28 protein-coding genes are annotated in these 26,609 nt (G+C 55.8%); 18 read left to right on the forward strand and 10 right to left on the reverse strand.

Annotated elements, in window-relative coordinates; translation table 11 throughout:
• The first annotated feature begins 254 nt into the window (after positions 1-254).
• From purE to EDC90_RS08895, 4 genes are all read left to right on the forward strand, one after another.
• Entirely contained in the window at positions 255-746 is a 492-nt protein-coding gene (purE, locus tag EDC90_RS08880) for a 5-(carboxyamino)imidazole ribonucleotide mutase (protein WP_165972792.1), read from the forward strand.
• 4 nt (positions 747-750) lie between these two features.
• A complete protein-coding gene (locus tag EDC90_RS08885; RefSeq protein WP_132310657.1) occupies positions 751-1,815 on the forward strand; it encodes a 5-(carboxyamino)imidazole ribonucleotide synthase in 1,065 nt (354 codons plus the stop codon).
• Positions 1,816-1,938: 123 nt separating this feature from the next.
• Complete coding sequence (gene ykgO / locus EDC90_RS08890) at positions 1,939-2,064, forward strand: type B 50S ribosomal protein L36 (RefSeq protein WP_132310659.1); 126 nt, start codon at positions 1,939-1,941, stop codon at positions 2,062-2,064.
• Positions 2,065-2,163: 99 nt separating this feature from the next.
• Positions 2,164-2,817 carry a tetratricopeptide repeat protein gene (locus EDC90_RS08895; RefSeq protein WP_132310661.1) on the forward strand — a complete coding sequence of 218 codons (654 nt, stop codon included), beginning with the start codon at positions 2,164-2,166 and terminating at the stop codon, positions 2,815-2,817.
• A gap of 179 nt (positions 2,818-2,996) precedes the next feature.
• On the opposite strand, the gene gshB is transcribed toward EDC90_RS08895, so the two are convergent.
• The 8 genes from gshB to rsmI all read right to left on the reverse strand — a co-directional run bounded on the left by gshB (position 2,997) and on the right by rsmI (position 10,824).
• The gene (gene gshB, locus EDC90_RS08900; RefSeq protein WP_132310663.1) at positions 2,997-3,944 is read right to left on the reverse strand and encodes a glutathione synthase; all 948 of its coding nucleotides are present in this window, start codon (positions 3,942-3,944) and stop codon (positions 2,997-2,999) included.
• Positions 3,945-4,126: 182 nt separating this feature from the next.
• Positions 4,127-5,128: an endonuclease/exonuclease/phosphatase family protein gene (locus tag EDC90_RS08905; protein ID WP_348633687.1), complete on the reverse strand. Its 1,002-nt coding sequence runs from the start codon at positions 5,126-5,128 to the stop codon at positions 4,127-4,129.
• Positions 5,121-6,239 (reverse strand): sn-glycerol-3-phosphate import ATP-binding protein UgpC, encoded by a 1,119-nt coding sequence (locus tag EDC90_RS08910; RefSeq protein WP_132310665.1) that lies wholly within the window; start codon positions 6,237-6,239, stop codon positions 5,121-5,123. Before EDC90_RS08910 ends, EDC90_RS08905 begins: the two co-directional genes overlap by 8 nt.
• Positions 6,240-6,241: 2 nt before the next feature.
• Positions 6,242-7,090 carry a sn-glycerol-3-phosphate ABC transporter permease UgpE gene (gene ugpE / locus EDC90_RS08915; protein WP_132310667.1) on the reverse strand — a complete coding sequence of 283 codons (849 nt, stop codon included), beginning with the start codon at positions 7,088-7,090 and terminating at the stop codon, positions 6,242-6,244.
• An 11-nt stretch (positions 7,091-7,101) separates the two neighbouring features.
• Complete coding sequence (gene ugpA, locus EDC90_RS08920) at positions 7,102-7,986, reverse strand: sn-glycerol-3-phosphate ABC transporter permease UgpA (protein WP_132310669.1); 885 nt, start codon at positions 7,984-7,986, stop codon at positions 7,102-7,104.
• Positions 7,987-8,086: 100 nt separating this feature from the next.
• Positions 8,087-9,406, reverse strand: a complete 1,320-nt coding sequence (gene ugpB / locus EDC90_RS08925) for a sn-glycerol-3-phosphate ABC transporter substrate-binding protein UgpB (RefSeq protein ID WP_132310671.1) — start codon at positions 9,404-9,406, stop codon at positions 8,087-8,089.
• A gap of 154 nt (positions 9,407-9,560) precedes the next feature.
• Positions 9,561-9,938: a YraN family protein gene (locus EDC90_RS08930; RefSeq protein ID WP_132310673.1), complete on the reverse strand. Its 378-nt coding sequence runs from the start codon at positions 9,936-9,938 to the stop codon at positions 9,561-9,563.
• Positions 9,922-10,824 (reverse strand): 16S rRNA (cytidine(1402)-2'-O)-methyltransferase, encoded by a 903-nt coding sequence (gene rsmI, locus EDC90_RS08935; protein ID WP_132310675.1) that lies wholly within the window; start codon positions 10,822-10,824, stop codon positions 9,922-9,924. The genes EDC90_RS08930 and rsmI overlap by 17 nt, the downstream gene beginning before the upstream one ends.
• A gap of 249 nt (positions 10,825-11,073) precedes the next feature.
• Between rsmI and dnaN the strand changes: the two genes are divergently transcribed.
• From dnaN to bfr, 6 genes are all read left to right on the forward strand, one after another.
• Positions 11,074-12,192 (forward strand): DNA polymerase III subunit beta, encoded by a 1,119-nt coding sequence (gene dnaN, locus EDC90_RS08940; protein ID WP_132310677.1) that lies wholly within the window; start codon positions 11,074-11,076, stop codon positions 12,190-12,192.
• A gap of 187 nt (positions 12,193-12,379) precedes the next feature.
• On the forward strand, positions 12,380-13,078 hold the full coding sequence (gene pyrF / locus EDC90_RS08945) for an orotidine-5'-phosphate decarboxylase (RefSeq protein ID WP_132310679.1): 699 nt from the start codon (positions 12,380-12,382) through the stop codon (positions 13,076-13,078).
• Positions 13,079-13,258: 180 nt separating this feature from the next.
• Positions 13,259-14,230 (forward strand): complex I NDUFA9 subunit family protein, encoded by a 972-nt coding sequence (locus EDC90_RS08950; protein WP_132310681.1) that lies wholly within the window; start codon positions 13,259-13,261, stop codon positions 14,228-14,230.
• 161 nt (positions 14,231-14,391) lie between these two features.
• Positions 14,392-14,541: a hypothetical protein gene (locus EDC90_RS20865; RefSeq protein ID WP_165972793.1), complete on the forward strand. Its 150-nt coding sequence runs from the start codon at positions 14,392-14,394 to the stop codon at positions 14,539-14,541.
• A gap of 119 nt (positions 14,542-14,660) precedes the next feature.
• Positions 14,661-14,990: a (2Fe-2S)-binding protein gene (locus EDC90_RS08955; RefSeq protein ID WP_132310721.1), complete on the forward strand. Its 330-nt coding sequence runs from the start codon at positions 14,661-14,663 to the stop codon at positions 14,988-14,990.
• Complete coding sequence (gene bfr / locus EDC90_RS08960; RefSeq protein ID WP_132310683.1) at positions 14,938-15,423, forward strand: bacterioferritin; 486 nt, start codon at positions 14,938-14,940, stop codon at positions 15,421-15,423. Before EDC90_RS08955 ends, bfr begins: the two co-directional genes overlap by 53 nt.
• 139 nt (positions 15,424-15,562) lie before the next feature.
• Here bfr and EDC90_RS08965 read toward each other — a convergent pair whose 3' ends face one another.
• Entirely contained in the window at positions 15,563-16,096 is a 534-nt protein-coding gene (locus EDC90_RS08965; protein WP_132310685.1) for an RNA pyrophosphohydrolase, read from the reverse strand.
• A 238-nt stretch (positions 16,097-16,334) separates the two neighbouring features.
• Positions 16,335-17,687, reverse strand: coding sequence for a formimidoylglutamate deiminase (locus EDC90_RS08970; RefSeq protein ID WP_132310687.1), 1,353 nt, complete (start codon positions 17,685-17,687; stop codon positions 16,335-16,337).
• A 90-nt stretch (positions 17,688-17,777) separates the two neighbouring features.
• On the opposite strand from EDC90_RS08970, the gene hutI reads away from it, so the two are divergent.
• The 8 genes from hutI (at position 17,778) to hutC (ending at position 26,518) form a co-directional block, all read left to right on the forward strand.
• Positions 17,778-18,989 carry an imidazolonepropionase gene (hutI, locus tag EDC90_RS08975; protein ID WP_132310689.1) on the forward strand — a complete coding sequence of 404 codons (1,212 nt, stop codon included), beginning with the start codon at positions 17,778-17,780 and terminating at the stop codon, positions 18,987-18,989.
• A 1-nt stretch (position 18,990) separates the two neighbouring features.
• Positions 18,991-20,520 (forward strand): histidine ammonia-lyase, encoded by a 1,530-nt coding sequence (gene hutH / locus EDC90_RS08980; protein ID WP_132310691.1) that lies wholly within the window; start codon positions 18,991-18,993, stop codon positions 20,518-20,520.
• 16 nt (positions 20,521-20,536) lie between these two features.
• Positions 20,537-21,337 (forward strand): N-formylglutamate deformylase, encoded by an 801-nt coding sequence (gene hutG, locus EDC90_RS08985; protein ID WP_132310693.1) that lies wholly within the window; start codon positions 20,537-20,539, stop codon positions 21,335-21,337.
• A 32-nt stretch (positions 21,338-21,369) separates the two neighbouring features.
• Positions 21,370-23,046 (forward strand): urocanate hydratase, encoded by a 1,677-nt coding sequence (gene hutU, locus EDC90_RS08990; RefSeq protein WP_132310695.1) that lies wholly within the window; start codon positions 21,370-21,372, stop codon positions 23,044-23,046.
• 128 nt (positions 23,047-23,174) lie between these two features.
• On the forward strand, positions 23,175-24,125 hold the full coding sequence (locus tag EDC90_RS08995; RefSeq protein WP_132310697.1) for an ABC transporter substrate-binding protein: 951 nt from the start codon (positions 23,175-23,177) through the stop codon (positions 24,123-24,125).
• Between the two features lie 71 nt (positions 24,126-24,196).
• Positions 24,197-24,970 (forward strand): ABC transporter permease, encoded by a 774-nt coding sequence (locus tag EDC90_RS09000; RefSeq protein ID WP_132310699.1) that lies wholly within the window; start codon positions 24,197-24,199, stop codon positions 24,968-24,970.
• Positions 24,967-25,758: an ABC transporter ATP-binding protein gene (locus EDC90_RS09005; RefSeq protein WP_132310701.1), complete on the forward strand. Its 792-nt coding sequence runs from the start codon at positions 24,967-24,969 to the stop codon at positions 25,756-25,758. The genes EDC90_RS09000 and EDC90_RS09005 overlap by 4 nt, the downstream gene beginning before the upstream one ends.
• A 49-nt stretch (positions 25,759-25,807) precedes the next feature.
• Positions 25,808-26,518: a histidine utilization repressor gene (gene hutC, locus EDC90_RS09010; protein WP_132310703.1), complete on the forward strand. Its 711-nt coding sequence runs from the start codon at positions 25,808-25,810 to the stop codon at positions 26,516-26,518.
• Positions 26,519-26,609 lie beyond the last annotated feature (91 nt).

The raw sequence follows: 26,609 nt of genomic DNA on the forward strand, positions 1-26,609 counted from the left end.
ACCAAAAGCGGCGTCCGTCATCAATTTGCAAAATTAGACTGCCATAACTGAGGCGGCTTGTCGAAGGTATAAATGTGAAATTTCGGCGCAAATTCCGTGTCCGAAAAGACAAGTTTTCGCCCTCTTTCTTTGCAGAAAATCTGTTTGATGCTAGATCGGTTTCACTACTGCGTGAATCCGGCGTGCATGGCTTCGTTTTCCATCGGCGCCGAACCCGGAACCTTGTGTGAAATGGAACGCCGATGAGCTCGATCATGAACCCGCCCGTCGCCATTGTCATGGGCTCCCAGTCCGACTGGGAAACGATGAAGAATGCCGCGGATACGCTTGATTCCCTCGATATCGGCTATGAGGCACGGATCGTTTCTGCTCACCGCACCCCGGATCGCATGTTTGAGTTTGCCCGTGGTGCGCGCGAAGAAGGCTTTCAGGTGATAATTGCCGGTGCGGGCGGGGCGGCGCATTTGCCGGGTATGCTGGCAGCATTAACGCCGCTTCCTGTCTTCGGTGTGCCGGTGCAGTCCCGTGCCCTTTCCGGTCAGGACAGCCTCTTGTCGATTGTACAGATGCCCGCCGGAATACCCGTGGGAACGCTGGCGATTGGCCGGGCAGGGGCTGTGAATGCCGCGCTTCTTTCCGCATCAGTGCTGGCGCTGCATGACCCGGAAGCCGCGCTCCGGCTTGATGAATATCGAGCTCGCCAGGCGGCAAGCGTGGCTGAATACCCGATCGATAAGGATGAATGACCCCATGAAGACTGTTGGTATTATCGGCGGCGGCCAGCTCGGACGCATGCTTGCTATGGCGGCTGCGCGTCTTTCGATCCGTACGATTATTCTGGAGCCGCAGGAGGGGTGTCCGGCGGCACAAGTGGCAAATGATCATATCATTGCCGCCTATGACGATGCAGAAGCCTTGCGTGAACTGGCGGAAAAAGCGGATATCATCACCTATGAGTTCGAAAACGTGCCCGAGGAAAGTGCCGCACGTCTTGCCGCGAAACGTCCTGTCTTTCCGCCACCAAGAGCGCTTTCGGTTTCGCAGGACCGGCTGACGGAGAAGACGTTTCTCAACGATAACGGGATTCCGACGGCTGGGTTTCGCGCCGTGGACACGGTTGAAGCGCTGGAAGCGGCGTTGGCTGATTTTGGCGGTCGCGGCGTGTTGAAAACCCGTCGCTTTGGCTATGACGGAAAAGGTCAGTGGGTCTTTGCTGGCGAGGGCAACAATGCCGAAGCTGCGTTCGAGGCGTTGAATGGTGCGCCCGCTATTCTGGAAGAATGGATTGCGTTCGAGCGCGAAATTTCTGTGATCGCGGCGCGTGGACCCGATGGTGGTTTCGTTTGCTTCGATCCTGCCGAAAATGTTCATCGTGACGGGATCTTGCGAACATCGACCGTGCCGGGCAACATATCGCCCGCACTGGCAGATGAGGCAAAGTCAGCGGCCTCAAAGCTTATGAATGGTCTCGGCTATGTCGGTGTCTGCGGTGTTGAGTTCTTCGTCGGTAAAGATGGTGCGCTGCTGGCCAATGAATTCGCGCCCAGGGTTCACAATTCCGGGCACTGGAGCGAGGGGGCTTGTGTGATCTCTCAGTTTGAGCAGCATATTCGCGCCATTTGCGGTCTGCCGCTGATCGATCCGGTCCGTCATAGTGATTGCGTTATGCACAATCTTATTGGCGATGACATGGATCGGATTTCTGAATGGATGACCCATCCCGGAGCGCTGGTGCATCTCTATGGTAAGGCAGAAACCCGCCCGGGCCGCAAAATGGGCCATGTTACCGTGCTTGGCGACCGTCAGAGCAGTTGACTCTGCTGTCGCTATTCGCTACTAACGCCACCACGAACAAGCGCGCCGTCCGGCGCGCTTTTGATTAGTAACAGACCGCCTTGCCTTCTCGGTTGAGTGCGGCAATCCAAGCGGATCGAAAACATGAAGATCAAGAATTCGCTCAAAGCGTTGAAATCCCGTCACCGGGAAAATCGTATGGTGCGCCGCAAAGGCCGCGTCTACATCATCAACAAGAATAACCCGCGTTTCAAAGCTCGTCAGGGCTGATTACGCGGACTGAGGATGGGTGCAGGCTTTTCGCAGGCCAATGATGCTTATCCCGGAATTGTTATTTGACGTTTGACCATGACGGGATATTCTCCCGTCATGCGTTTTTTTGTGACTGCACTTCTGGCCATTTCGTTTATCTTTCTGCCTCCTGTTGCCATTGCGCAGACAGGGCCTGAGCGGCTGCCGCCCTCAGCAGACCTTCCGGATGACAAAATTCCGGGCGCGGTGGGTGAGCCCCCGGATACTGCCGTGGTGGAGCAGGCGTCACCGGAAAACCCGATCGATTCGATGTTGGTCAGTCTGAAGCGTACGCGCTCAGAACAGGCCGCTGCGGCCATTGCTGGGCGAATCGATGAAGAACTGGATCGCTCATCCAGTGCCACGCTCTCGCTTCTCTTCAAATGGGCCGATGAGGCTGAAAACGATGAGCGGCATGCTGCGGCGCTTGATTTTCTGTCGGAAGCGATTGCCTTGAATCCAGATGATGTTGCGGCTTATCGCCGGCGCGCTGTCGTGCACTATACCAGCGGTGATTATGCCAAGACGATGGATGATATCCGAACTTCGCTTGAGCTGGAACCGCGCGACTTTGCCGCGCTTGGTCTCATGGCGACCATTCTCGATAAAACCGGGCATACGGAGGCTGCACTGGATGTCTGGCGCCAGTATCTGACGCTTTATCCCGGTGATCGTGATGTTGCTGCACACGTCGATGCCGTCATGCAGCAACTGGCCGGCCAGCGGCTTTAGAGCGTCCTTTCGTCCTTTGTGCATTCGAATGGATGCACGGCGCTTCAGGCTGCAAGGTTTCGGCACTCACCAAAACGAAGAAAGAGCAGGACTGCATCTGAACGCTGCAGGCGCTGCTCTTTTGAATAAATGCGCTGTTGATGAACGCGTCGGCCATGCTGGCTGTGCTGTGAATGCCTTCAGCCGCACTTTTTCTCAATTGCGTCCCACAGAAGTGCAGAAATATCCGGCCCGCCGAACTTCTTCACTTCGCGAATCCCCGTCGGTGACGTTACGTTGATTTCGGTCATATAGTCGCCGATCACATCAATGCCGACCAGAAGAAAGCCGCGTTCTTTCAGGGCAGGTCCGATGCGCGCGCAGATTTCTTTTTCGCGTTCGGTAATGCCGACGGCTTCGGCACGGCCGCCAACATGCATGTTTGAGCGGCTGTCTGTTTCCGCTGGAATGCGGTTGATCGCGCCGGCAAATTCACCATCAATCAAAATGATGCGTTTGTCGCCCTTGCGCACTTCCGGCAGATATCCTTGCGCAATGTAGGGCTCGCGGAACATCTGGTCGAACATTTCCAGCAGCGCGGTAAAATTCCGGTCGTCCCGTGTTGAATGAAAAACGCCAGCACCGCCATTGCCGTAGAGCGGTTTCAAGATGATATCGCCCATTTCCTCGCGAAAGCGCTTCAGCTCACCAACATCCTTGGTGATCAGCGTTGGCGGCATAAGATCGGCAAATTCGGTAACGAAGATCTTTTCCGGAGAATTGCGCACCCAGGCCGGGTCATTGACGACCAAGGTTTTGGGATGGATGCGTTCGAGAAGGTGCGTCGATGTGATATAGGCCATATCGAAGGGCGGATCCTGACGCAGAAGCACGACATCCATGGTGGATAGATCAACGCGTTCCGGCTCGCCGAGCGTGTAGTGGTCGCCTTCGATGTCCCGCAGTGTCATCGGTTCGACAGATGCATAGACTTTGCCGTCACGCATACTCAGGCGATCCGGCGTATAGTGAAACAGGTTATAGCCCCGGTTCTGGGCCTCCAGGCTCATGGCAAAGGTGGAATCACCTGCAATCTGAACGGTGGAAATATGATCCATCTGGACCGCGACATTTTTGATTGCGGGCATGAAATGATCCTGCAGCTCCGGTCAATTAGAGCGCCGTGCATCCATTCGGATGCATAAAGGACACTCTAAGCTATTGAATTTATGCATCGTGCTTTCCGAAAATCGATGCTGATTTTCGGGCCGATGCTGTAGTATTCCCGATATTTAGTCACCCCCGGCAGGCTTGGCAATGGAGCGAACGCTCAGTTTGTAAAACCAGTGATTCTGCAGGTAATCATGTCGTGATCGGAAAGCGGTGTGCCATCGTCCCCAAGGGCTGGCACAATCCGGCTTTCTCCAACCTCAAGGCCGCGCGTCAGAAACCAGTCAAGCTTTAAGGGGAACGGATCTTTCTTCGAGATGAGGCTCTGCCGCGTGGTTATTGCATCGGAATCGCCACTATGCCGCAGATAGCCTTTCTGCTCTGCACGTGTGAACAGCGTTTCACGATTGAAATCTCCGCCAGTGCGATTTCCCGTATTCAGGTCGCCGCCGATCAGCACCGGAAGCCCGCTGAAATGCCGGTCCGCGAGTTCGAGAATGTCAGCTGTCTGAATCTCACGGGTCTTTATGTCGCCATGGCTTTCAAGATGGGTTGAGATCGCCAGCATCGGCCCCGATCTGGTCTCGATGACCGCGCCGATGGCCATCCGGGCTCCCACGCGTGGCTGATCCCCACCGTTCAAAAACCAGATCGGATCGCCGCTTAACGGCAGAATGAATGCGTCATTGAGCTCGACCCGGCTCATCATGGCATTGCCATGAAAGCCTTTCGTGTTGAAGTCGTCGCGGCAATAGGGCCGTTCTTCCGTATTGCCCAGGCCTAGCTCGATAAACTCAACGCCATAGGCATACTGCATTGAAAGTGCTTCGGCCATTTCTGCGGTCGGGTGGCGCTGGCCGGTGCGGGCCATGCCGTTATCCATCTCTGAGAGCATCACCAGTGCAGCATTTTCCTGCTTGAGAAGAGCGGCGCTTTCTGCCGGAAACAGGCCGCGCTGAAGGTTCCAGGCGGCCACGTTGAAGGGAAAGTCCAGCAGCCCCGGCGTGCTCTGGCCGTTGACTTCAACCGTATTGAGGCAGGCCAGCGCACGCTGCTTTTGTTTGTGCGCCGGTATTGAACGTTCCAGATCACGAAAGCCTGCGCGTTCATCATGACCAGGTACTGACAGTGCAGATACCCGGTCCGTGACCATATTATGCATTGATGAGGCTTTCACCGGAGGCTTGTGCCGCTTCGTTGGTTTCTGCGGCCTCCTTTACCTTTGGTATCCGCTGGCCGGTTTCGCTGTCGAAGAAGTGCAGCTTTTCAGTATCGATAGAAAAGTTCAGCTCATCGGCAAGCGGCTCTTCGGGCGAAAGCGCTGCTACAATCTTCTGCTCACCGATCAGGCAATGCGCCAGACGCACGGCTCCCAGCTCTTCGGAATAATCCAGCTTGGCCTTGATTGTCAGTCCGGGCTGTTCATAGGGCTGAAGGTCTTCTGCGCGAATGCCGACGATGACCGGGCCGGACACGGGCGCATAGCTGCCCAGTTCCAGAACATTATAGCCGATTGCCAGACGATTACCGTGAAGTTCGGCATTCATCAGGTTCATGGCCGGAGAGCCGATGAAGTTGGCGACGAAGGTTGAGGCCGGCTTGTGGTAAACATCAAGCGGCGTGCCGATCTGCTCGATCTCACCACCATTGAGAACCACGAGGCGATCTGCCAGTGTCATCGCTTCAAGCTGGTCGTGGGTCACATAAAGCGACGTCGTGCCAAGGCGCTTTTGAAGGCGCTTGATTTCGCCACGCATGGAAACACGCAGCTTGGCATCAAGGTTGGAGAGCGGTTCGTCGAAGAGAAAGGCCTCCGGCTCGCGAACGATCGCGCGGCCCATGGCGACACGCTGGCGCTGACCGCCGGAAAGGGCGCGCGGTTTGCGTTCCAGATACTGCTCGATTTCCAGCATGCGTGCGGCTTCGCGAATGCGGCGATCAATCTCGTCTTTCGGTTTACGGCGGTTGCGCAGACCATAAGCGAGATTGTTGTAAACGCTCATGTGCGGATAAAGCGCATAATTCTGGAAAACCATTGCGATATCGCGGTCGGCTGGTTCGACATGATTGACGACCTTGTCCCCGATTTTCGCCTTACCTTCGGTGATCGTTTCCAGCCCTGCAACCATGCGCAGCAGCGTGGACTTACCGCAGCCGGACGGGCCGACGAGAACGATGAACTCACCGTCCTTGATGTCGATATTGATGTCGCGCACGGCTTTTGTACCGCCCGGATAAACCTTTGCGATGTTCTGAAGCGATATTGAAGCCATTCTTATTTCTCCGTCTCGACAAGGCCCTTAACAAAGAGCTTCTGCATAAATACGACGACCAGAACCGGTGGCAGCATTGCCAGAGTAACCGAGGTCATGACCAGGTGCCAACGCGGCTCGGCGTCGACGGCGTCAGACATACGCTTGATACCCATCACAATGGTGTAAAAACGCTCATCCGTCGTCACCAGCAGCGGCCAGAGATACTGGTTCCAGCCAAAAATGAAGAGGATGACAAACAGTGCCGCAATGTTGGTGCGTGAGAGCGGCAGCAGCATGTCCTTGAAAAATTTCATCGGTCCGGCCCCGTCAATGCGCGCAGCCTCTGTCAGTTCGTCCGGCATGGTCAGAAAGACCTGTCTGAACAGGAAGGTTGCAGTCGCTGACGCAATCAGCGGCACAGCCAGACCGGCATAGGAATTCAGCAGGCCCAGATCGGCAACCACCTTGAAGGTGGGCATGATCCGGACTTCCACCGGCAGCATCAGCGTTACGAAAATGAGCCAGAAGGCCAGCATGCGAAAGCGGAAGCGGAAATAGACGATTGCAAAGGCTGATGTGATCGAAATCGCGATTTTGCCGACAGCAACGATCAGGGCCATCATCAGGCTGTTAAACAGCATCAGGCCTATCGGTGGCGTCCCGCTGTTATCGATGCCGGAAAACAGCACTGTTTTCAGGTTTTCCAGAAGATGCGGACCGGGCAGAAGTGGAATCATACCCGTAAGAAAGTCACCGGATGTGCGGGTGGCTGAAATAAGCGCGATGTAAACCGGAAAGGCGACGACGAGCAGGCCGAGAATCAGAACGGCATGTGCGAGGACATCGAGCCAGCGTTTGTTTTCTACCATGATTGCTGTCCTCAGTATTCGACGCGACGTTCAATGTAACGGAACTGGATGACCGTCAGCGAAATGACCACCAGCATCAGGATCACCGACTGAGCCGCGGAAGAGCCAAGGTTCAGGCCGATATAGCCATCCTGATAAACCTTGTAGACCAGAATATTCGTTGCCTGTGCGGGGCCGCCGGCCGTGGTTGAGTCAATCACGCCGAATGTATCGAACATCGTGTAGACGACGTTGACGACCATCAGGAAGAATGTGGTCGGCGAAAGCAGCGGGAAGGTAATTGTCCAGAACCGCTTGAAGGGGCCGGAGCCGTCAATGGCCGCCGCTTCACGCAGAGACGTGGGGATCGACTGGAGACCGGCAAGAAAGAACAGGAAATTGTAACTGATCTGTTTCCAGCTCGCGGCGATGACGACAAGGATCATCGCATCCGTTGCCGATGAGGTCTGGCTGAAATTGTAGCCGACCTGCCGCAACAGGAACGGGATGATGCCGATCGTCTGGTTGAAAATGAACCACCAGAGAACACCTGCAACCGCAGGCGCAACCGCATAGGGCCAGACCAGAAGTGTGGTGTAGGTCTGGGCTGACTTGATCATCCGGTCCACAGCGACGGCGAAAAGCAGCGCCAGTCCCATTGAAAGGGCAGCGACAGAAACAGCGAAAATCACTGTGACATAGGCCGAGTTGAGGTAAACCGGATCCGAGAAAAGTCGCTTATAGTTTGCAAGGCCGACAAACGTCGTCTTGAAACCGAAGGCGTCTTCGCGAAGAAACGACTGATAAATGGCCTGTCCTGCCGGCCACAGGAAGAAAACGACTGTGATCGCCATTTGCGGTGCCAGCAGCAGATAAGGCAGAGCCGGATTACGGAAGATCGTGCGCTTGGTTGACATGGTTCATTTCTGAAATCTTGGGCCTGAAAGGCAGACCATCTGACAGACGAAGGTCCGCGCAAGCGTTGCGCGGACCTGTTTTATCTTTATTTATAAAGGCTTACTGGTTTGCATCCTGGAAATCGCGAAGCAGCTGGTTGCCGCGTGAAACAACGCTGTCGAGTGCTTCCTGCGCGTCTTTCTGGTCGTTCAGAAGCGCTTCGAACTCATCATCGATGATGTTGCGGATCTGAACATAGTTACCGAAACGAAGGCCCTTGGAGTTGGCGGTCGGCTCGTTCAGCGTGATTTCCTTGATGCCGACGTCAGCACCCGGATTGGCTTCGTAATAACCTTCTTCCTGGCCGAGTTCGTAAGCAGCAGTCGTGATCGGCAGGTAGCCGGAGAACTGGTGCCAGTCAGCCTGTACTTCCGGAGAAGACAGATAGGAGAAGAAGTCAGCGACGCCCTTGTAGGTATCGTCATTCTGGCCCTGAAGGACCCAAAGCGTAGCGCCGCCGATGATGGAGTTCTGCGGAGCGCCTTCAACGTCAGCGTAGTAAGGCAGCATGCCGAAGCCGACATCGAAGTTCTTGGCATTGGCCATAACACCGGCACGCGAAGCCGAAGAGTTCATCATCATGGCGCAGGTTTCAGCATAGAACATCGGCTGGGCATCGTCGCCACCGACCGGGCCGGCATAGCGATAAAGGCCTTCATCTGCCCACTTCTTCAGGTTGCCCCAATGTTTGACCTGAACCGGGCCATTCATGGTCAGTTCAGCGTCGAGACCGCCGAAGCCGTTTTCTTCGGTGCCGAGCGGAACATTGTGCCATGCAGAGAAGTTTTCGGTCTGGATCCAGGAAACCCAGCCGGTCGTGAAGCCGCACTCGGCAGCGCCGCTGTCAACGATCTTCTTGGAGAAGTCAGCAACTTCGCTCCAGGTTTTCGGCGGCGTGTTCGGGTCGAGGCCAGCCTCTTCGAAAACGTTCTTGTTGTAATAAAGGATCGGCGTGGAGGAGTTGAACGGCATCGACAGCATGTTGCCATCGGTGTCGGTGTAGTAACCAACAACAGCCGGCAGGAACGCGTTCGGATCGAACGGCTCGTCTGTGTCTGCCATCAGTTCGTAGACCGGGTAGATCGCGCCCTTGGCAGCCATCATCGTGCCGGTGCCAACTTCATAGACCTGCACGATTGCAGGCTGTTCTTTGGCACGGAAAGCGGCGATCGCGGAATTCATGGTTTCAGCATAACCGCCCTTATAGGAAGCTACGACTTCAAACTCGTCCTGCGATGCGTTGTAGTTTGCAACGATCTCGTCAACTTTCTTGCCGAGTTCGCCACCCATGGCGTGCCACCACTGCACCTGCGTTGCGGCAAAAGAGGCGGAAGCCGAGAGGCTGAGCGCCAGCGCTGCGAGCGTAAGTTTCTTGATCATAAAAGTCCCCGTTCGATTAAATTCGAAATCACCAGTTTGGATGATGAAAGTGGGGTTAGCGCGCAAACGTGACGGCTGAACGAAACTTTTGTTTCAAATTTATTAAACCGAACCTGTTTGCGTTTTCATTCGCAAGAGATCCGTTTTCATTCGATCAGAATGCGTCGAGGAAATGTCTCGGCAGGTGGCGCGGCAGGCAGGCAATAATATCGTAGCGGCAGGAGAGGGTGTGGCCTTCGCGCTGGCGGGCAAGCCAGTGATCTGAGGCGGCCCGAATACGATGTTGGGAAAACGGCGTTACGGAATCAACTGCGCTTTGTTCATGATTGCGGGCTTTCACTTCAACGAAAACCGCCAGATCGCCCTTGCGCGCTATGATATCAATCTCTCCGGCACGGCATTTGTAGCGCATCGAGATAATGCGGTAGCCTTTGCATATCAGTAAGGCGGCGGCGAGCCACTCGGCACGGCGACCGCGCCGTTCGGCCCGTCTTTTAGCTGTGGTCTTCCTGCTGTCAGCCGCTTTCGCCATCTTTTAACTCCAGCAGACGCTGATAGAGTTCTTTTCGCGACAGGCCGGTTTCCTTTGCCGCCTGAGAGGCTGCCTTGCCCGAAGACATTTTGCCTGCCAGCTCATTGAGCAGCGCGTCGACATCAGCGGCCTTAGGGGCTTCTGCGGCCAGCGGTGGCCCGATAACCAGCACGATCTCACCTTTGACGTTCTCGTCTTCGTAAGTCTTTGCCAGCTCGCCGAGCGTGCCCCGGCGGAATTCTTCGTAAGTTTTTGTCAGTTCACGGCAGACGGCAGCAGGCCGGTCATCACCGAGCATTTCGGCAGCCGCTTTCAGTGAAGCGCTTATGCGGTGCGGCGACTCGAAGAACATCAGCGTGGCTGGGATGTCTTTCGTTTCAAGAAGCCTGTCGCGGCGGGCCTTATCCTTATGTGGCAGGAAACCTCCGAAAAAGAAGGCGTCATTCGGCAGGCCAGCGCCCACCAGAGCTGCAAGCGGCGCGGATGCGCCGGGAACAGGCGTCACATCAATACCTTCAGCAATCGCCATTTGCGCCAGCCGGTAGCCGGGATCTGAGACAAGCGGGGTGCCTGCATCGGAGACAAGAGCCACCGAGCGGCCTGCTTTGAGTGCTGCAAGCAGTGTTTCTCCTGCCTTTTCTGCATTGTGTTCATGGTAGGCAAAGGGGCGCTGGCGAATACCATAGCGATCCAGAAGTTTTCTGGTGACGCGCGTGTCCTCGCAGGCGAGAATATCGGCCGCGGCAAGAATTTCCAAGGCGCGCAAAGTGATGTCGCCAAGGTTTCCGATGGGCGTTGCAATCAGATAAAGCCCGGCAGTAAGCGGGCGCGCTTCTATCGAATGTCCGGCGATTTCATATCTGGGAGACGTATTCGGTTCGTTCATTCTGCTGTCCTTGCGCGTCCTTGTGGTCTTTTGAACATGCCGCGCCTGCCCCGGCAAGTGGTTGGCCCGTGTACCTGCTTGAAAACCGTCTTTGGATAAGGTTATGAGCTCTTCGAGACCTCTTGCAATCGGCAGCGATTTGCTGTCATTTTGTGTCCCCGCCCTCGTGCGCTTACAGTAAAGCTGCACAAGTGCAATATTCTGCCGATCGGCAATCAGCCCACTGGCCAAGACGTGAAAGCGAAAGTCATGCGTATCACTCTGGAGAGATCCAATCTGTTGAAGTCCCTGAACCATGTTCATCGCGTGGTCGAGCGTCGCAACACTATTCCGATTCTTTCCAATGTGCTGCTGAAGGCCGAAGGTGGTGACCTTGAGATGAAGGCAACCGACCTTGATCTCGAGATTACCGAAAAGACGGCAGCCATGGTTGAGCAGGCCGGCGCAACGACGGTTCCGGCGCATCTGCTTTACGAGATCGTCCGTAAGCTTTCCGACGGATCGGAAGTGTCACTGGCGACCGAGGCCGATGGTGCTTCGATTTCGGTTGCTTCCGGCCGTTCGAAGTTTTCGCTGCAATGCCTGCCTGAAGCCGATTTCCCGGATTTGACTGCTGGCACCTTCTCGCATGCCTTCAGTCTGAAAGCGACTGACCTGAAGATGCTGATCGATCGCACCCAGTTTGCGATCTCAACCGAGGAGACCCGCTATTATCTGAACGGTATTTTCCTGCATGCCGTTGAAGAAGGCTCGGACCTGAAACTGCGCGCTGTTGCCACAGATGGTCACCGTCTGGCACGCGCTGAGGTGGATGCGCCATCAGGCTGTGAAAACATGCCGGGTATCATTTTGCCACGCAAGACCGTCGGAGAGCTGCAGAAGCTGCTCGATGATCCGGAAATCGTTGCAAAGGTTGAGGTCTCCGACGCCAAGGCACGCTTCACCATCGGCTCTGTGGTCATCACTTCGAAACTCATTGACGGCACGTTTCCCGATTATCAGCGTGTTATCCCGGCCAATAACGATCGCGAAATGCGCATCGAATGCGATGCCTTTGCCAAGGCTGTTGACCGTGTGTCGACGGTTTCGTCGGAGCGTGGCCGTGCGGTGAAGCTCTCACTCGCTGAAGGGCAGTTGACGCTCACCGTTAATAATCCGGATTCAGGCAGTGCGACGGACGAACTGGCTGTCGGTTATGAAAGCGAAGCAATGGATATCGGCTTTAATGCCAAATATCTGCTGGATATCACGGGTCAGCTGACAGGTGATGAAGCGATCTTTCTTTTCGCTGACGCCGGATCGCCGACCCTGATTCGCGACACAGCCAGTGAACAGGCGCTCTATGTTCTGATGCCGATGCGCGTTTAAAGAGCGCCGAGCATCCATTTGAATGCACAAGGGACACTCTAACCTATTGAATCTATGCATCGGCCCGAAAATCGATTCCGATTTTCAGGCCGATTCTGTAGTCGCTGCTTTCGGGCTTAAGCTTTCCCTTTTGCCGGTTTTGTGCGACTGAACTGCAAACAGAGGTTTGTGAGAGGGATTGAAAACCATGAATGCGCGTGATCGCCTGATTGTCGGACTCGATGTGCCAACGATTGCTGAGGCGACCGCGATGGTCGACCGGCTGGGCGATACAGTCTCCTTCTATAAAATCGGCTATCAGCTTGCCTTTGCGGGCGGGCTGGAGTTTGCGCGCGAACTTGCCGAAGATGGCAAGCAGGTCTTCCTCGACATGAAGCTGCTGGATATCGACAACACCGTCGCCAAGGGAGTTGAAAATATAGCGAAAATGGGCATGTCGATGCTCACCCTTCATGCATATCCGAAGGCCATGCGCGCGGCGGTCAAGGCTGCTGAAGGATCGCCCCTTTGCCTTTTGGGGGTCACCGTGTTGACTTCGATGGATGATGACGATCTTGCCGATGCTGGTTACGCGACAAGTGCAGTCGATCTGGTTGAAAAGCGCGCGGCTCAGGCTATTGAAGCAGGCATGGGCGGTATTGTCTGCTCAGCAGCAGAAGCGAAGCGCGTGCGTGCTATCGCAGGCCCTGAAAAAGCCATTGTAACGCCGGGCATTCGCCCTTCAGGGTCAGATGCCAATGATCAGAAACGCGTGATGACACCGACTGATGCCATCGTTGCCGGTGCTTCCCACCTAGTTGTGGGCCGGCCCATCCTTCAGTCATTGGATCCGAAGGTGCAGGCGGAAGCGATCTTGAAGGAAATCAGCGCGGCAACCAGAGCGTAAACTCCGAAAAGTTATTTCTTTGTTGTCGATGCTGTGTCGCGCGGGCCACTTTAGGTGTAAAACTTTCCAAGCGCGCCGCAACAAATCAAACTGCGACGGCGTTTCCACTTCACCTTGATGACTGTTTGGTCTAAGGGAAACGTGCTATTTTCAGGACTTGGTGATGTTTAGGAGCTTGTCATGACGCTTTCGAATCTTCCCCCGTTGGTCACGGTATTCGGTGGGTCAGGTTTCGTAGGGCGGTACATCGTGCGTGCGCTGGCGAAGCGCGGTTATCGCATTCGTGTGGCTGTGCGCCGTCCCGATCTCGCCTTTTTCCTGCAGCCGCTTGGTAATGTCGGCCAGATCACCTTTATGCAGGCCAATCTCCGCTATGAAGATTCGGTTCGTCTGGCCGTCGAAGATGCCGATCACGTCGTGAATTGCGTCGGCATACTCTTCGAAAGCGGAAAGAATGGCTTTGATGCCGTTCAGGCAAAAGGGGCCCGGTTGGTTGCTGAAGCAGCCCGCGATCAGGGCGCAAGCCTCACGCAGATTTCTGCGATTGGTGCCGATAAGGACAGTAAATCCGATTATGCCCGCAGCAAGGCTGCTGCCGAGGCCTCCGTTCAGGAAATCATGCCGGATGCTGTCATTCTGCGTCCCTCGATTGTCTTTGGTCCAGAGGATGACTTCTTTAACAAATTTGCGAAAATGGCACAGATTGCTCCGGCTCTGCCGCTCATTGGTGGTGGTAAGACTAAGTTTCAGCCGGTTTATGTTGGCGATGTCGCAGAGGTTGCTGCCCGTTCCGTCGAAGGCAAGCTGACGAAAGGCGCGATCTACGAACTTGGAGGCCGTGATGTCCTCAGTTTTGAAGATTGCCTGCGCAAGGTTCTCAAATTCACTGGTCGCAAGCGCGGTTTTGTTTCGATTCCGTTTGGTGTCGCCTCGATGATGGGCGGGATTGCCGGTTCTCTGCCGCTGATTACGCCGCCTTTGACTGCGGATCAGGTCAAGCTTCTGAAAAAGGACAATGTCGTGTCCGCAGAGGCGGTCAGCGAAGGTCGCACGCTGGAAGCGCTTGGCATCACCCCTGTTCAGGTTGATGTCATGCTGCCGACTTATCTTGTCCAGTATCGCCCGCATGGTCAGTTCAGCCGGATGGCCTGACGTCTGCGGGGAATGCCGTTAGTTTTATAATGCCCGGATACGGGTTTGGTCTTTTTTGTTTGCAAGCTGGAACCCGTCACATGGTTTTGGTCTTTACCCTTTATTGAAGGGTAAGGGACATCATAGCTGAACGGTCGCTGATCTTGGGGGATATACTCGCGATGGGTAAATCAATTGCGCTTCTTTTTGTTGGCGCAGCACTGGTGATAGTGGCAGCCTCACTGGCTGCTCCGGAAACGGTGGCTGCAAGCAAGGGTGGGTGCTCGCCGGCATACGGGATTAACCCCTGCGCCACTGCTGCTCTGAACTGATTCGATCTTTTTTCAGGTTCTCATGGTTTTGTGAGCCTGCGCATTCCTAAAAATCTTGACAAATAGTGTCGTCTTTAGCAAATAGAAGGCTGAGGATACGACAGTTAGTGGTTTTGAGAATGCTGGTCTGTAGCTGCAATTTCATCACAAAACAGGAAATCGAAGCGACCATTGTCGAGCTGCTCGACGAGGACCGCTGGCAGTTGATCGTTCCTGCGAAGGTTTACCACCGCATGAAGAAGCGGGGGCGCTGCTGTGGCTGCTTTCCGAATGTCGTCGATATTATTGTCCGCACAACAGAGGCTTATCATCGCGAGAGAGACTCGACCGAAGATCAAATCTGTGATTTCTTGAGCCGCCTCAAAGAGTTCCACGAACAAAACAGGAGAGCGGATTTTGAAAGGCGACAAAAAAGTAATCGAGCGGCTGAACGAAGCCCTGTTTCTTGAGCTGGGTGCTGTCAATCAGTACTGGCTGCATTATCGTCTTCTCGAAGACTGGGGGCTGACCAAGCTCGCTTCCAAGGAGCGCGCCGAGTCGATTGAAGAGATGCATCATGCTGACAAGCTTGTCGACCGGATCATCTTTCTCGAAGGTCACCCCAATCTTCAGACTGTTGCGCCGCTGAGAATCGGTCAGAACGTCAAGGAAGTGCTCGAGGCTGATCTGGCTGGTGAGCATGAAGCCCGCAATTCCTACAAAGAGTCGCGTGACATTTGTCATGCTGCTGGCGATTACGTCAGCATGAAGCTTTTTGAAGAGCTGATGATGGATGAGGAAGGGCACATCGATTTCCTCGAAACCCAGCTCGAACTGTTTGAAACGCTTGGCGAGAAGAAATACGCTCAGCTGAATGCAGGTGCGACCGACGAGGCCGAGTAACCCTGCCACAATTACAACGACTGTCTGTCATGATTGCTCTGGGGGCGGGTTCTTGAGTCCGAAATCACGCAAGCTTTTGGCATCAGTCTTTTAGTTGAAGCGAGCCCGGACCGGTCCGTCCCGTCCGGGTTTTTCTGTTTCAGCTGTTGGTTTTTGCCAGATGCCGGAACTCGGTAACAACCTGATCGTAAACGGCCCGCTTGAACTCGACGATCAGGCCGGGGATGGCGTCGATGTCGCTCCACTGCCATGCGTCGAATTCCTGCATGTGGCCGTCCGGTGGCGGGTCGATGGCGATTTCGCTGTCATCGCCTTCGAAGCGGAAGACGAACCACTTCTGTGTTTGCCCGCGATAGAGCCCGCGCAGTCCGATGCCGATCAAGTGCTCGGGAAGATCATAATTGATCCAGCCGCCTGATTCGCCGATCAGGGTAGCGGTTTTTATACCGGTCTCTTCGTAAAGTTCGCGCTTGGCAGCCTCCAGCGGTGTTTCACCGGGGTCGATCCCACCCTGGGGCATCTGCCAGAGCTGCGGAGAGCCATCCGACTCAGTATTGCCTTCCGAGAGCCTGCGACCAAGCCAGACCTGACCGGATGAATTAAGAACCATCACACCGACATTCGGGCGATAGGGTAGTTCGTGGGCTTTCTTCAAAGAGTTCTTTTCCGGCATCCGGCATTCCTTCAGACGTGACAGTGCTTCTAGTGGTTCGATTCCGGCATTTGGTTCCCTTTTCCGCACGCGCTTATCCAAATGCCGGAATCAAAAGAACCACTAGCCAAGTCTATGTTTCTAGTGGAATTTTCGAATTTGACGTTTGAAACTATCACTGGCGGCAGGCGGGGTTCAAATGTCAAATTCATTCCACTGGCTCCTACCACGTCTGCGGCTTGCGCCAAAGTGCCTCTGATCAGTCTGTGCGGGCCATCAGGCCCGACATGGCGGCTTTAAATCGGGACTGGATCGCTTCGCGCTTGCGGTGCACGCCGCCTTCCACCTGTTTTTCGCCGTTGACCCATACGCAGTCCGGCTTTACCTGGCCTGCGAAGATAAAACCGTCGAGCGCTTGATCATTGCTAAGCCATGGTGCTGCTGAATTGTCGAGCGACAGCAGGCTGGCGGGCGCGTCTGAGGCAATGCCGGATTGGATGCCCATGGCCTGTGCGCCGCCGGAAACAGCCCCGTCAAACAGCCTGCGGCCAGTCGTGCCGCCAGCTCTGGCAATGACATTGCGCGCCCGCTCGCCGAGGCGCTGGGCATATTCGAGCTGACGCAGCTCGTCAGAAAGGCCGATCAGAACGTTGGAGTCTGAACCGACGCCGAAACGGCCGCCAGCTTCCAGAAAGAGGCTCGCCGGGAAAATGCCGTCGCCGAGATTGGCCTCTGTCACCGGGCAAAGGCCTGCGACCGCGCCGGTTTTCGCAAGCCCCGAGGTTTCAGCCTCTATCATATGGGTGGCGTGGATCAGACACCAGCGTCCATCAACGGTGGTGTTTGAAAGCAGCCATTCGACAGGGCGTTGCCCACTGAAAGCAAGGCTGTCCTCTACTTCCTTGGTCTGTTCGGCGATGTGCATGTGCACTGGTCCGTCCGTCAGCCCTGTGACATATTCAAGCTCGTCTGCGGTGACCGCTCGTAAAGAGTGCGGGGCAATGCCCAGAACCGCGCCTTTCAGCCCGTCAACGATTTTTGCCGATGCCTCCATCAACCGGGAAAAGCTGTCACGGTCGTGGATGAAGCGGCGCTGGCCGTCGCTGGGTGGAAGGCCGCCGAAGTTTGAATGGGCGTAGAAAACCGGCAGAAGCGTCAGGCCAATTCCGGTTTCGGAAGCGGCGGATCCGATACGTTCTGCCATTTCTGCAATGTTGGCGTAGTGACTGCCGTCTTGATCGTTATGCAGATAGTGAAATTCGCCAACCCGGCAAAAGCCGGCTTCCAGCATTTCCATATAAAGCTGGGCGGCAATCGCTTCGGCTTCTTCTGGTTCAATGGCAAAGGTGAAGCGGTACATCACTTCACGCCAGCTCCAGAAATTGTCACTTGCCGGGCCGCGTCGTTCGGCAAGCCCCGCCATTGCGCGCTGGAATGCGTGCGAATGCAGATTGGACGCTGCAGGCACAATGATCTCGTGCTGCTCGTCAGCAGCCATCGCTTCCGTATCAAAGGTGAGCGTGTCAATCAGGCCATTTTCGATTGAAAGACGGGCATTTTGACGCCAGCCTTCCGTAGTGAGAATGTTTCTTGCAAAAATACCGGATGTCATTTTCAAAGCTCCGCCTCTGATTTTTATGCTTGCCGCATGTTTCATTATGTATATACATAATACCCAATCAAAGACAATAAGGGGATCATAATGGGTTCAGCGCCTCAAACGCTTTTCACGAATGCCCTCATTTCAACATTGGTTGACGGTGAGATCACACCTGAAAAGGGGGTTGTTGCCGTCAGCGACGGCGAGATCGTTTATGTCGGAGCAGCTGATATGCTTCCGGCAGATTATGCTGATTTTCAGCCCTTTGACTGCGGCGGCAGGCTGATCACGCCTGCGCTGATCGATTGCCACACGCACATCGTCTATGGTGGCAGCCGGGCGAAAGAATTCCAGATGCGTCTCGATGGTGCGTCATACGAGGAGATTGCCCGTGCCGGTGGCGGCATCGTCTCCACAGTTTCGGCGACCAATGCGCTTAGCGTCGATGAACTGGTGGCCGCGGCGCTTCCGCGCCTTGATGCTCTGATTGCCGAAGGTGTGGCAACTGTTGAGATCAAATCCGGTTATGGCCTTAATATCGAAGCCGAACTGAACATACTGCGCGCTGCAAAGAAACTAGGCGAGCTGCGCCCCGTACGGATCAAGACAACGTACCTTGCTGCCCATGCGACGCCTGCTGAATACAAGGGCCGAAACGCAGACTATATGGCCGAGGTCGTTCTGCCGGGGCTCGATGCAGCGCATGCCGAAGGGCTTGTTGATGCCGTGGATGCCTTCTGCGAGGGAATCGCATTCTCGCCCGATGAGCTGAGGCCACTGTTTGACAAGGCAAAGGCGCTCGGCCTTGCGATCAAACTGCATGCAGAGCAGCTTTCCAATCTGCATGGCGCTGAAATGGCTGCATCCTATGGTGCACTGTCCTCCGATCATCTTGAATATCTGGATGCAGCAGGTGCAAAGGCCATGGCTGATGCCGGTTCTGTCGCCGTGCTGCTCCCCGGTGCATTTTATACGCTGAAGGAAACCCAGTTGCCGCCGGTGGCCGCGCTGCGGGACGCAGGCACGAAGATTGCCCTTGCAACGGATTGTAATCCCGGAACGTCGCCGCTGACATCGCTGCTCTTGACCATGAATATGGGCGCAACGCTTTTCCGACTGACCGTTTCAGAATGCCTGGCTGGCGTCACTGTTCACGCTGCTGGCGCGCTGGGGCTATCGGAAAAGACGGGAACGCTGGAAGTGGGCAAGGCGGCTGATCTTGCAATCTGGGATGTCGATCAACCGGCCGAGCTTGTGTATCGCATCGGCTTTAATCCACTTTCGACGCTGATAATCGGCGGTCAGGAGGTCTGAGATGGTACTTGTTTTAAAACCCGGTTCAGTGAACCTCTCCGAGCTGGCCGCCGTCTACTGGAATGGCGAAGCGGCAAAGCTGGATCCGGCCTGCGATGGCGCTATCGAAAAGGCGGCTGCCCGTATTGCCGAAATTGCTGCTGGCAATGCGCCGGTCTATGGCATCAATACCGGTTTCGGCAAACTGGCCTCAATCAGGATTGATGCCGCCGACACAGCCACGCTCCAGCGCAATCTGATTCTGTCGCACTGCTGTGGGGTTGGTGCGCCGCTGCCGGATAATGTCGTTCGTCTGATCATGGCACTGAAGCTTGTCTCGCTCGGGCGTGGTGCTTCCGGTGTCCGGCTGGCGCTTGTTCGCCTGCTTGAGGCTATGCTGGAAAAGGGTGTTACGCCGGTAATCCCGGAAAAAGGCTCTGTCGGTGCATCAGGGGATCTTGCACCGCTTGCGCATATGGCCGCCGTGATGATGGGCGAGGGCGAAGCTTTTTTCGCAGGTGACCGGCTTTCCGGCGCCGATGCATTGAGAAAGGCGGGTCTCACGCCGGTTCAGCTTGCTGCCAAGGAAGGGCTTGCGCTCATCAATGGCACGCAGGTTTCAACTGCGCTGGCGCTGGCCGGTCTGTTCCGGGCGCATCGTGCTGCCCGTGCAGCGTTGGTCACGGGAGCGCTTTCGACCGATGCGGCGATGGGCTCGCCCGCGCCATTTCACCCGGACATTCATACCCTGCGCGGTCATCAGGGGCAGATCGATTCTGCCGCTGCTCTTCGCGGTCTGCTGGATGGTTCGGAAATTCGTGTTTCGCATATTGAGGGCGATGAGCGGGTTCAGGATCCTTACTGCATTCGTTGCCAGCCGCAGGTGGACGGCGCTTGCCTTGATCTTTTGCGGCAGGCTGCCCGTACACTCGAAATCGAAGCCAATGCAGCGACCGATAATCCGCTGGTTCTGTCCGATGACACCGTGGTTTCCGGCGGTAATTTCCACGCAGAACCGGTGGCCTTTGCCGCCGATCAGATTGCGATTGCGAACTGTGAGATTGGCGCGATTGCTCAGCGCCGTATCGCGCTTCTGGTTGATCCGGCACTCTCCTTCGGCCTGCCGGCTTTCCTGTCGAAGAAGCCGGGGCTGAATTCCGGCCTGATGATTGCAGAGGTCACATCCGCTGCCCTGATGAGTGAAAACAAGCAGATGTCTCACCCGGCTTCGGTCGACTCAACACCGACCTCAGCCAACCAGGAGGACCATGTGTCCATGGCCTGTCACGGTGCAAGGCGGCTTCTGGGCATGACAGAAAACCTGTTCGCAATCATCGGCATCGAGGCGCTTTGCAGCGCACAGGGTGTGGAACTGCGCGCGCCGCTGAAAACCTCGCCGGTTCTGGCGCAGGTGATCGACAGCTTGCGGCAGCGCGTGCCTGTGCTGGAAGATGATCGCTATATGGCTCAGGACCTTGAAAAGGCCGCAGCGACGGTTCGCAATGGCGTGCTGACAGGTGCTGTCGATCAAAACCTGTTGCCGGACCTTTAAGACGCAGGAGGAAATCATGGATCCCGTCATCGTTAAACACGGTTCATCGCCCATCGTGCTGGGTTTCCCGCATACTGGCACATATGTGCCACCGGAGATTGAAGCGCGGCTGAATGACAATGGCCGGCTTCTGGCTGATACGGACTGGTATGTCGATCATCTCTATGACGGCCTTCTGGATAATGCGACCACGGTGAAGGCGACTTTCCATCGTTATGTCATTGACGCGAACCGCGACCCTTCCGGTGTCAGCCTTTATCCGGGCCAGAACACGACGGGCCTGGTGCCCAAAACCGATTTTGATGGCGAGGCGATCTGGAATGAGGGCGACGAACCGTTAGAAGCCGATATTGCTACACGGCTTGAGGCTTTCCACCGGCCATACCATGCCGCGCTTGCTGCCGAGCTGGAGCGTCTACGCAAGGAACATGGCATTGCCATTCTGTATGACTGCCATTCCATCCGTTCGCATATTTCGTTTCTGTTTGAAGGCAAACTTCCTGATTTTAACATCGGCACCAATCTGGGTGTGACCTGCGCGCCTGAGTTTGAAGCGGCTGCGGAAAATGTTGTGTCACTGGCAGATGGCTTCACCCATGCCGTGAATGGCCGCTTCAAGGGGGGCTGGACAACACGGCATTACGGCAAACCGGAAACCGGCATTCACGCAATCCAGATGGAACTCGCGCAATCCACGCATCTTGCAACCGAAGAACCGCCTTTCGCCTACGACGGTGAGAAAGCTGAAAAACTGCGCGTGCATCTGCAGGATATTCTTGAGCGGATTGAGCGCCTGTCGTTTTCCGCGCGGATGTAAAAACAAGCAAAGACAAGAATGAGGGACAAGCTATGAGCGACAATCCAAGACATAATGCGCGCGAAATCCACGCCCCGACCGGCACGGAGCTAAATGCCAAAAGCTGGCTCACTGAAGCGCCGCTGCGCATGATGATGAACAATCTCGATCCTGATGTGGCCGAGCGCCCGCATGAACTGGTCGTTTATGGTGGCATCGGCCGTGCTGCGCGAACATGGGATGATTTCGACCGGATCGTCGAAACGCTGAAGACACTGGAAGACAATGAAACCCTTCTGGTGCAATCCGGAAAGCCTGTGGGCGTTTTTCAGACCCACGCGGATGCACCGCGTGTGCTGATCGCCAACTCCAACATCGTGCCGCACTGGGCCAACTGGGACCACTTCCACGAGCTCGATAAGAAAGGGCTGATGATGTACGGCCAGATGACGGCCGGATCATGGATCTATATCGGTGCACAGGGCATTGTTCAGGGCACCTATGAAACCTTCGTGGAAGCCGGTCGTCAGCACTATAACGGCGACCTTTCCGGAAAGTGGATCCTCACCGGCGGTCTGGGTGGCATGGGGGGCGCGCAGCCGCTTGCCGCTGTTATGGCAGGCGCGTGCTGCCTTGCTGTTGAATGCGATCCATCCCGCATCGATTTCCGTCTGCGGACCGGTTATGTCGATGAAAAGGCCGAGACGCTGGACGAAGCCCTTAAAATGATCGACGCATGGACAAAGGCGGGTGAAGCAAAATCTGTGGCACTTCTGGGCAACACAGCCGAGGTGCTGCCGGAACTTGTCAAGCGCGGCGTGCGCCCCGACATTGTCACCGATCAGACTTCCGCGCATGATCCAGTCAACGGTTATCTGCCCGCGGGCTGGAGCCTCGGTGAATGGCGCGAAAAGGCCGAACGCGATCCGAAGGCTGTGGAAAAAGCCGCGCGCGCATCCATGCGCACGCATGTCGAGGCCATGCTGGCATTCTGGGAGATGGGGATTCCCACAGTCGATTATGGCAACAATATCCGACAGGTGGCGAAGGACGAAGGACTTGAGAATGCCTTCGATTTCCCCGGCTTTGTGCCAGCTTATATTCGTCCGCTGTTCTGCCGCGGCGTCGGGCCGTTCCGCTGGGCGGCTCTTTCCGGCGATCCGGAGGACATTTACAAGACCGACCAGAAGGTCAAGGAACTCCTGCCGGATAATATCCATCTTCACAACTGGCTCGACATGGCCAGGGAACGCATTCATTTCCAGGGGCTTCCGGCACGCATCTGCTGGGTGGGGCTTGGCGACCGGCATCGTCTCGGTCTTGCGTTCAATGAAATGGTCAGGAATGGTGAGCTAAAAGCGCCGATCGTTATTGGCCGTGATCATCTCGACTCAGGTTCTGTTGCTTCTCCGAACCGTGAGACAGAAGCCATGCAGGATGGTTCTGATGCTGTGTCTGACTGGCCGCTGCTGAATGCGCTTCTGAATACGGCCTCCGGCGCCACGTGGGTGTCTTTGCATCACGGCGGTGGTGTCGGCATGGGCTTTTCCCAGCACTCCGGCATGGTGATTTGCTGCGATGGCTCAGACGATGCTGCGCGGCGCATCGGGCGCGTGCTGTGGAATGACCCTGCAACCGGTGTCATGCGCCATGCAGACGCGGGCTATGATATCGCAATCGACTGCGCGAAAGAAAAAGGCTTGCGCCTGCCCGGAATTCTCGGCAACTGAGCATAAAGCTATGAACCGGATGTGGATGGAATATTTTGTCTAGACAAAATAATCCATCGCTGACTAGTATGCTCAACGGAATAGCAAATTTCTAATCTGCTCAAAAAATAGCAAAGAGGGGTTCCAACATGAAATTTAAATGGCTTGCAGCAACTGCAATCGCCGCCACGGCTCTGGCCACCGGCGCTCAGGCACAGGAAACCAAAGTGGCCGTCGGTCTTTCCGGCTGGACCGGTTTTGCGCCGCTGACGCTGGCCAAGGAAGCTGGCATCTTCGAAAAGAATGGTCTGGATGTCGATCTCGTCAAGATTCCGCAAGCCAGCCGCCATCTCGCACTCGCCTCCGGTGATATCCAGTGCGCCGCGACCACGGTTGAAACATGGATTGTCTGGGCTTCTGCCGGTGTGCCGACCACGCAGATCTTCCAGCTCGACAAGTCCCATGGCGCTGACGGCATGGTCGTCCGCAATGATATCGACAGCATTGCCGATCTGGAGGGCAAGACGATTGCTGCCTCTGCTCCGGGGACTTCGCCATATTTCTATCTGGCCTGGATTCTGAAGGAAAACGGCATGTCGATGGACGATGTCAAGGTCGTCAATCTCGAGCCGGGCCCGGCGGCACAGGCCTTTATTGCCGGTCAGAATGATGCGGCGATGACATACGAGCCTTACCTCTCGACGGTCCGCGATGCGCCGGATGCTGGCAAGATCATCGCTACAACGCTTGATTATCCGGCGGTCATGGATACGTTCGGTTGCACGCCTGCATTTCTGGAAGAAAACCCGGATGCTGCAAAGGCACTGGCAGATTCCTATTATGAAGCGCTCGACATGATCGAAGCCGAGCCGGAAAAATCCTATGAAATCATGGGCGCTGACGTGAACCAGTCGGCTGAAGAGTTCGCCAATTCCGCTCAGTATCTGGAATGGCAGGACCGCGAAGCTGCAACCGCTTTCTTCTCTGGCGAGTTTAATGACTTTTCCGCCGATGCAGCACAACTGCTGCAGGATGCCGGTGTAATCCGGGAAATCCCGGATCTCTCAACGCTGGCGGATCCGTCCTACATCCAGCAGTAATTTCAAAGATTGCAAGGGCTGTCGGGAGGACTGGCAGCCCTTTTTGTGTTTCTGTCTCGCGTGGAATCCCAATGAAACCGCTTCAGCCTATCAGCTCTAAACTCCGGATCTCGCTCGGCATCCTGTTTTTTGTCGTCTTTTTCGCCGGATGGTCATTCGCCACTTTCGGTGGCTTCGTTTCCAGAACATTTCTGGCCGACCCCATCACCATGCTTAAAGATGGCTGGTGGCTGCTTTCCGAGCGCCATTTTCTCGGCGATATCGGCATCACCGTCTGGCGCGTCGTCGGCGGCTTTGTTCTGGCCTCTCTGATTGCGGTTCCGGTTGGCATTGCAATGGGAGCCTATAAGCCGGTTGAGGCATTGTTGGAGCCGTTTGTCTCGTTTGCGCGCTATCTTCCGGCCTCTGCCTTTGTGCCGCTTCTGATCCTGTGGGCCGGCATTGGTGAAATGCAGAAGCTGCTCGTCATTTTCATTGGTGCGGTTTTCCAGATTATCCTGATGGTGGCCGTCTATGTTGCCAATACACGCCGCGATCTGGTGGAAGCCGCCTATACGCTGGGGGCCTCCGACACGGGCATCGTGCGCCGCGTTCTGCTTCCCGCCAGTGCGCCGGATATCGCAGAAACGCTGCGCCTTGTTCTCGGATGGGCATGGACTTATGTGATCGTTGCTGAACTGATCGGCGCGTCATCCGGCATTGGCTATATGATCATCAATTCGCAGGCTCTGATGGCCACCGGGCAGATTATTTTTGGCATCATTGTCATCGGTGTGATCGGCCTGATATCCGATCTCGCCTTCAAGTTTGCCAACCGCTTTCTGTTTGCCTGGAGGTTCGCATGAGTGCCCCCGAACTTGAAATCAAGGGTGTCTCGCGGGTCTTTCCGGCGCGGCGTGGCGGAGCCCCGATTGAAGCTCTGGCCCCGACCGATCTCATCCTTGAAAAAAATGACTTTGTTACGATCCTGGGCCCATCCGGCTGCGGCAAATCCACGCTTCTGCGTATTGTCGCGGGGCTCGATACGCCGACCACCGGGTCTGTCCTGCTGGAAGGTAAATCGATCAAGGGACCGGGGGCCGATCGCGGCATGGTGTTTCAGTCCTATACCCTGTTTCCGTGGCTGACGATCCGTGAAAATGTGGGTTTCGGCCTTCGCGAAAGGGGCATGAAAGCATCTGATATCAAGGATGTCGTCGATCTTTATCTTGATCGTGTCGGCCTGACAGCTTTTGCTGATCACTGGCCCAAGCAGCTTTCCGGCGGCATGCAGCAGCGCACAGCGATTGCCCGTGCGCTTGCCAATGATCCGAAGATACTGCTTCTCGATGAACCCTTTGGCGCGCTTGATAACCAGACCCGCGGCCTGATGCAGGAGCTGCTTCTGGGCATCTGGGAACGCGAACGCAAGACCGTGATTTTCGTGACGCATGACATCGAAGAAGCTGTGTTCATGGCTTCGCGCGTCGTCACCATGTCGGCGCGTCCGGGCCGGATTTCATCGGTGACACCGGTCGATTTTCCGCATCCGCGTGACTATCACCTGAAAGCCGATCCGGAGTTTGCGAAGATCCGGCTGAAACTGACAGAAGAGATCCGCGCCGAAGTGGTCGCTGCGGTCAGCCGGGGGTAGGGGCTTCGCTTTGGGGCATAGTAAGGTCAGAAAGATCAGCAATCGCCCCGTGGCGCTGCACGCTCGCATTCAGCATGACGTGGAAAGCCGTATCGTCTCCGGCCAATGGCCGCCGGGCACCCGCATTCCCTTTGAACATGAGCTGACAACTGAGTATCAGTGTTCGCGTATGACCGTGAACAAAGCATTATCGGAGCTGGTAAAAAAAGGCCTTATCGAACGTCGTCGCAAGTCCGGTTCCTATGTCCGCCAGCCCGAAGTGTTGTCTGCCGTTCTGGATATTCACCAGCTTGAACGGGAAGTGCGGGCGCTGGGGCTGGACTATTCGTTCAGGCTGCTGAGGCGCACGGAGCGGCAGGCCACTGACGAGGACCGCCAGCGACTGGTCATCGACCAGCATGCCAGTGTTTTACATCTTGAAAGCCTTCATATTGCCGGCCAGCGGCCTTTTTGTCTGGAAGACCGGCTGATTAATCTTGATGAGGTGCCCCACGCGGCGCAGGCGGATTTTTCGGCCATCGCTCCGGGATCATGGCTGCTTGAGCAAGTGCCGTGGAGTGCTGCCGAACATCGCATCAATGCCGTTGCCGCGGACCGGCATGCAGCCGATATTCTGGATCTGAAAGAGATTGCCCCTTGCCTGGTAATCGCCCGGCGGACATGGAATGCCACCGGATCAGTGACGCAGGTGCGCCTGACATATCCCGGCGATATGCACACACTTGTTGCCCAGTTCGCGCCTGCTGGCCGAGGGGCTTAGAGCATCGGGCGATTAGTCTGCAACGCATGCTGTTGATTTGAAGTAGTTCCAGCATTCCTGTGGTGAGAACAGTGCGCACACGTGGCCTACA

The sequence above is a fragment of the Martelella mediterranea genome, assembly GCF_004342225.1.
GTDB lineage: Bacteria > Pseudomonadota > Alphaproteobacteria > Rhizobiales > Rhizobiaceae > Martelella > Martelella mediterranea_B.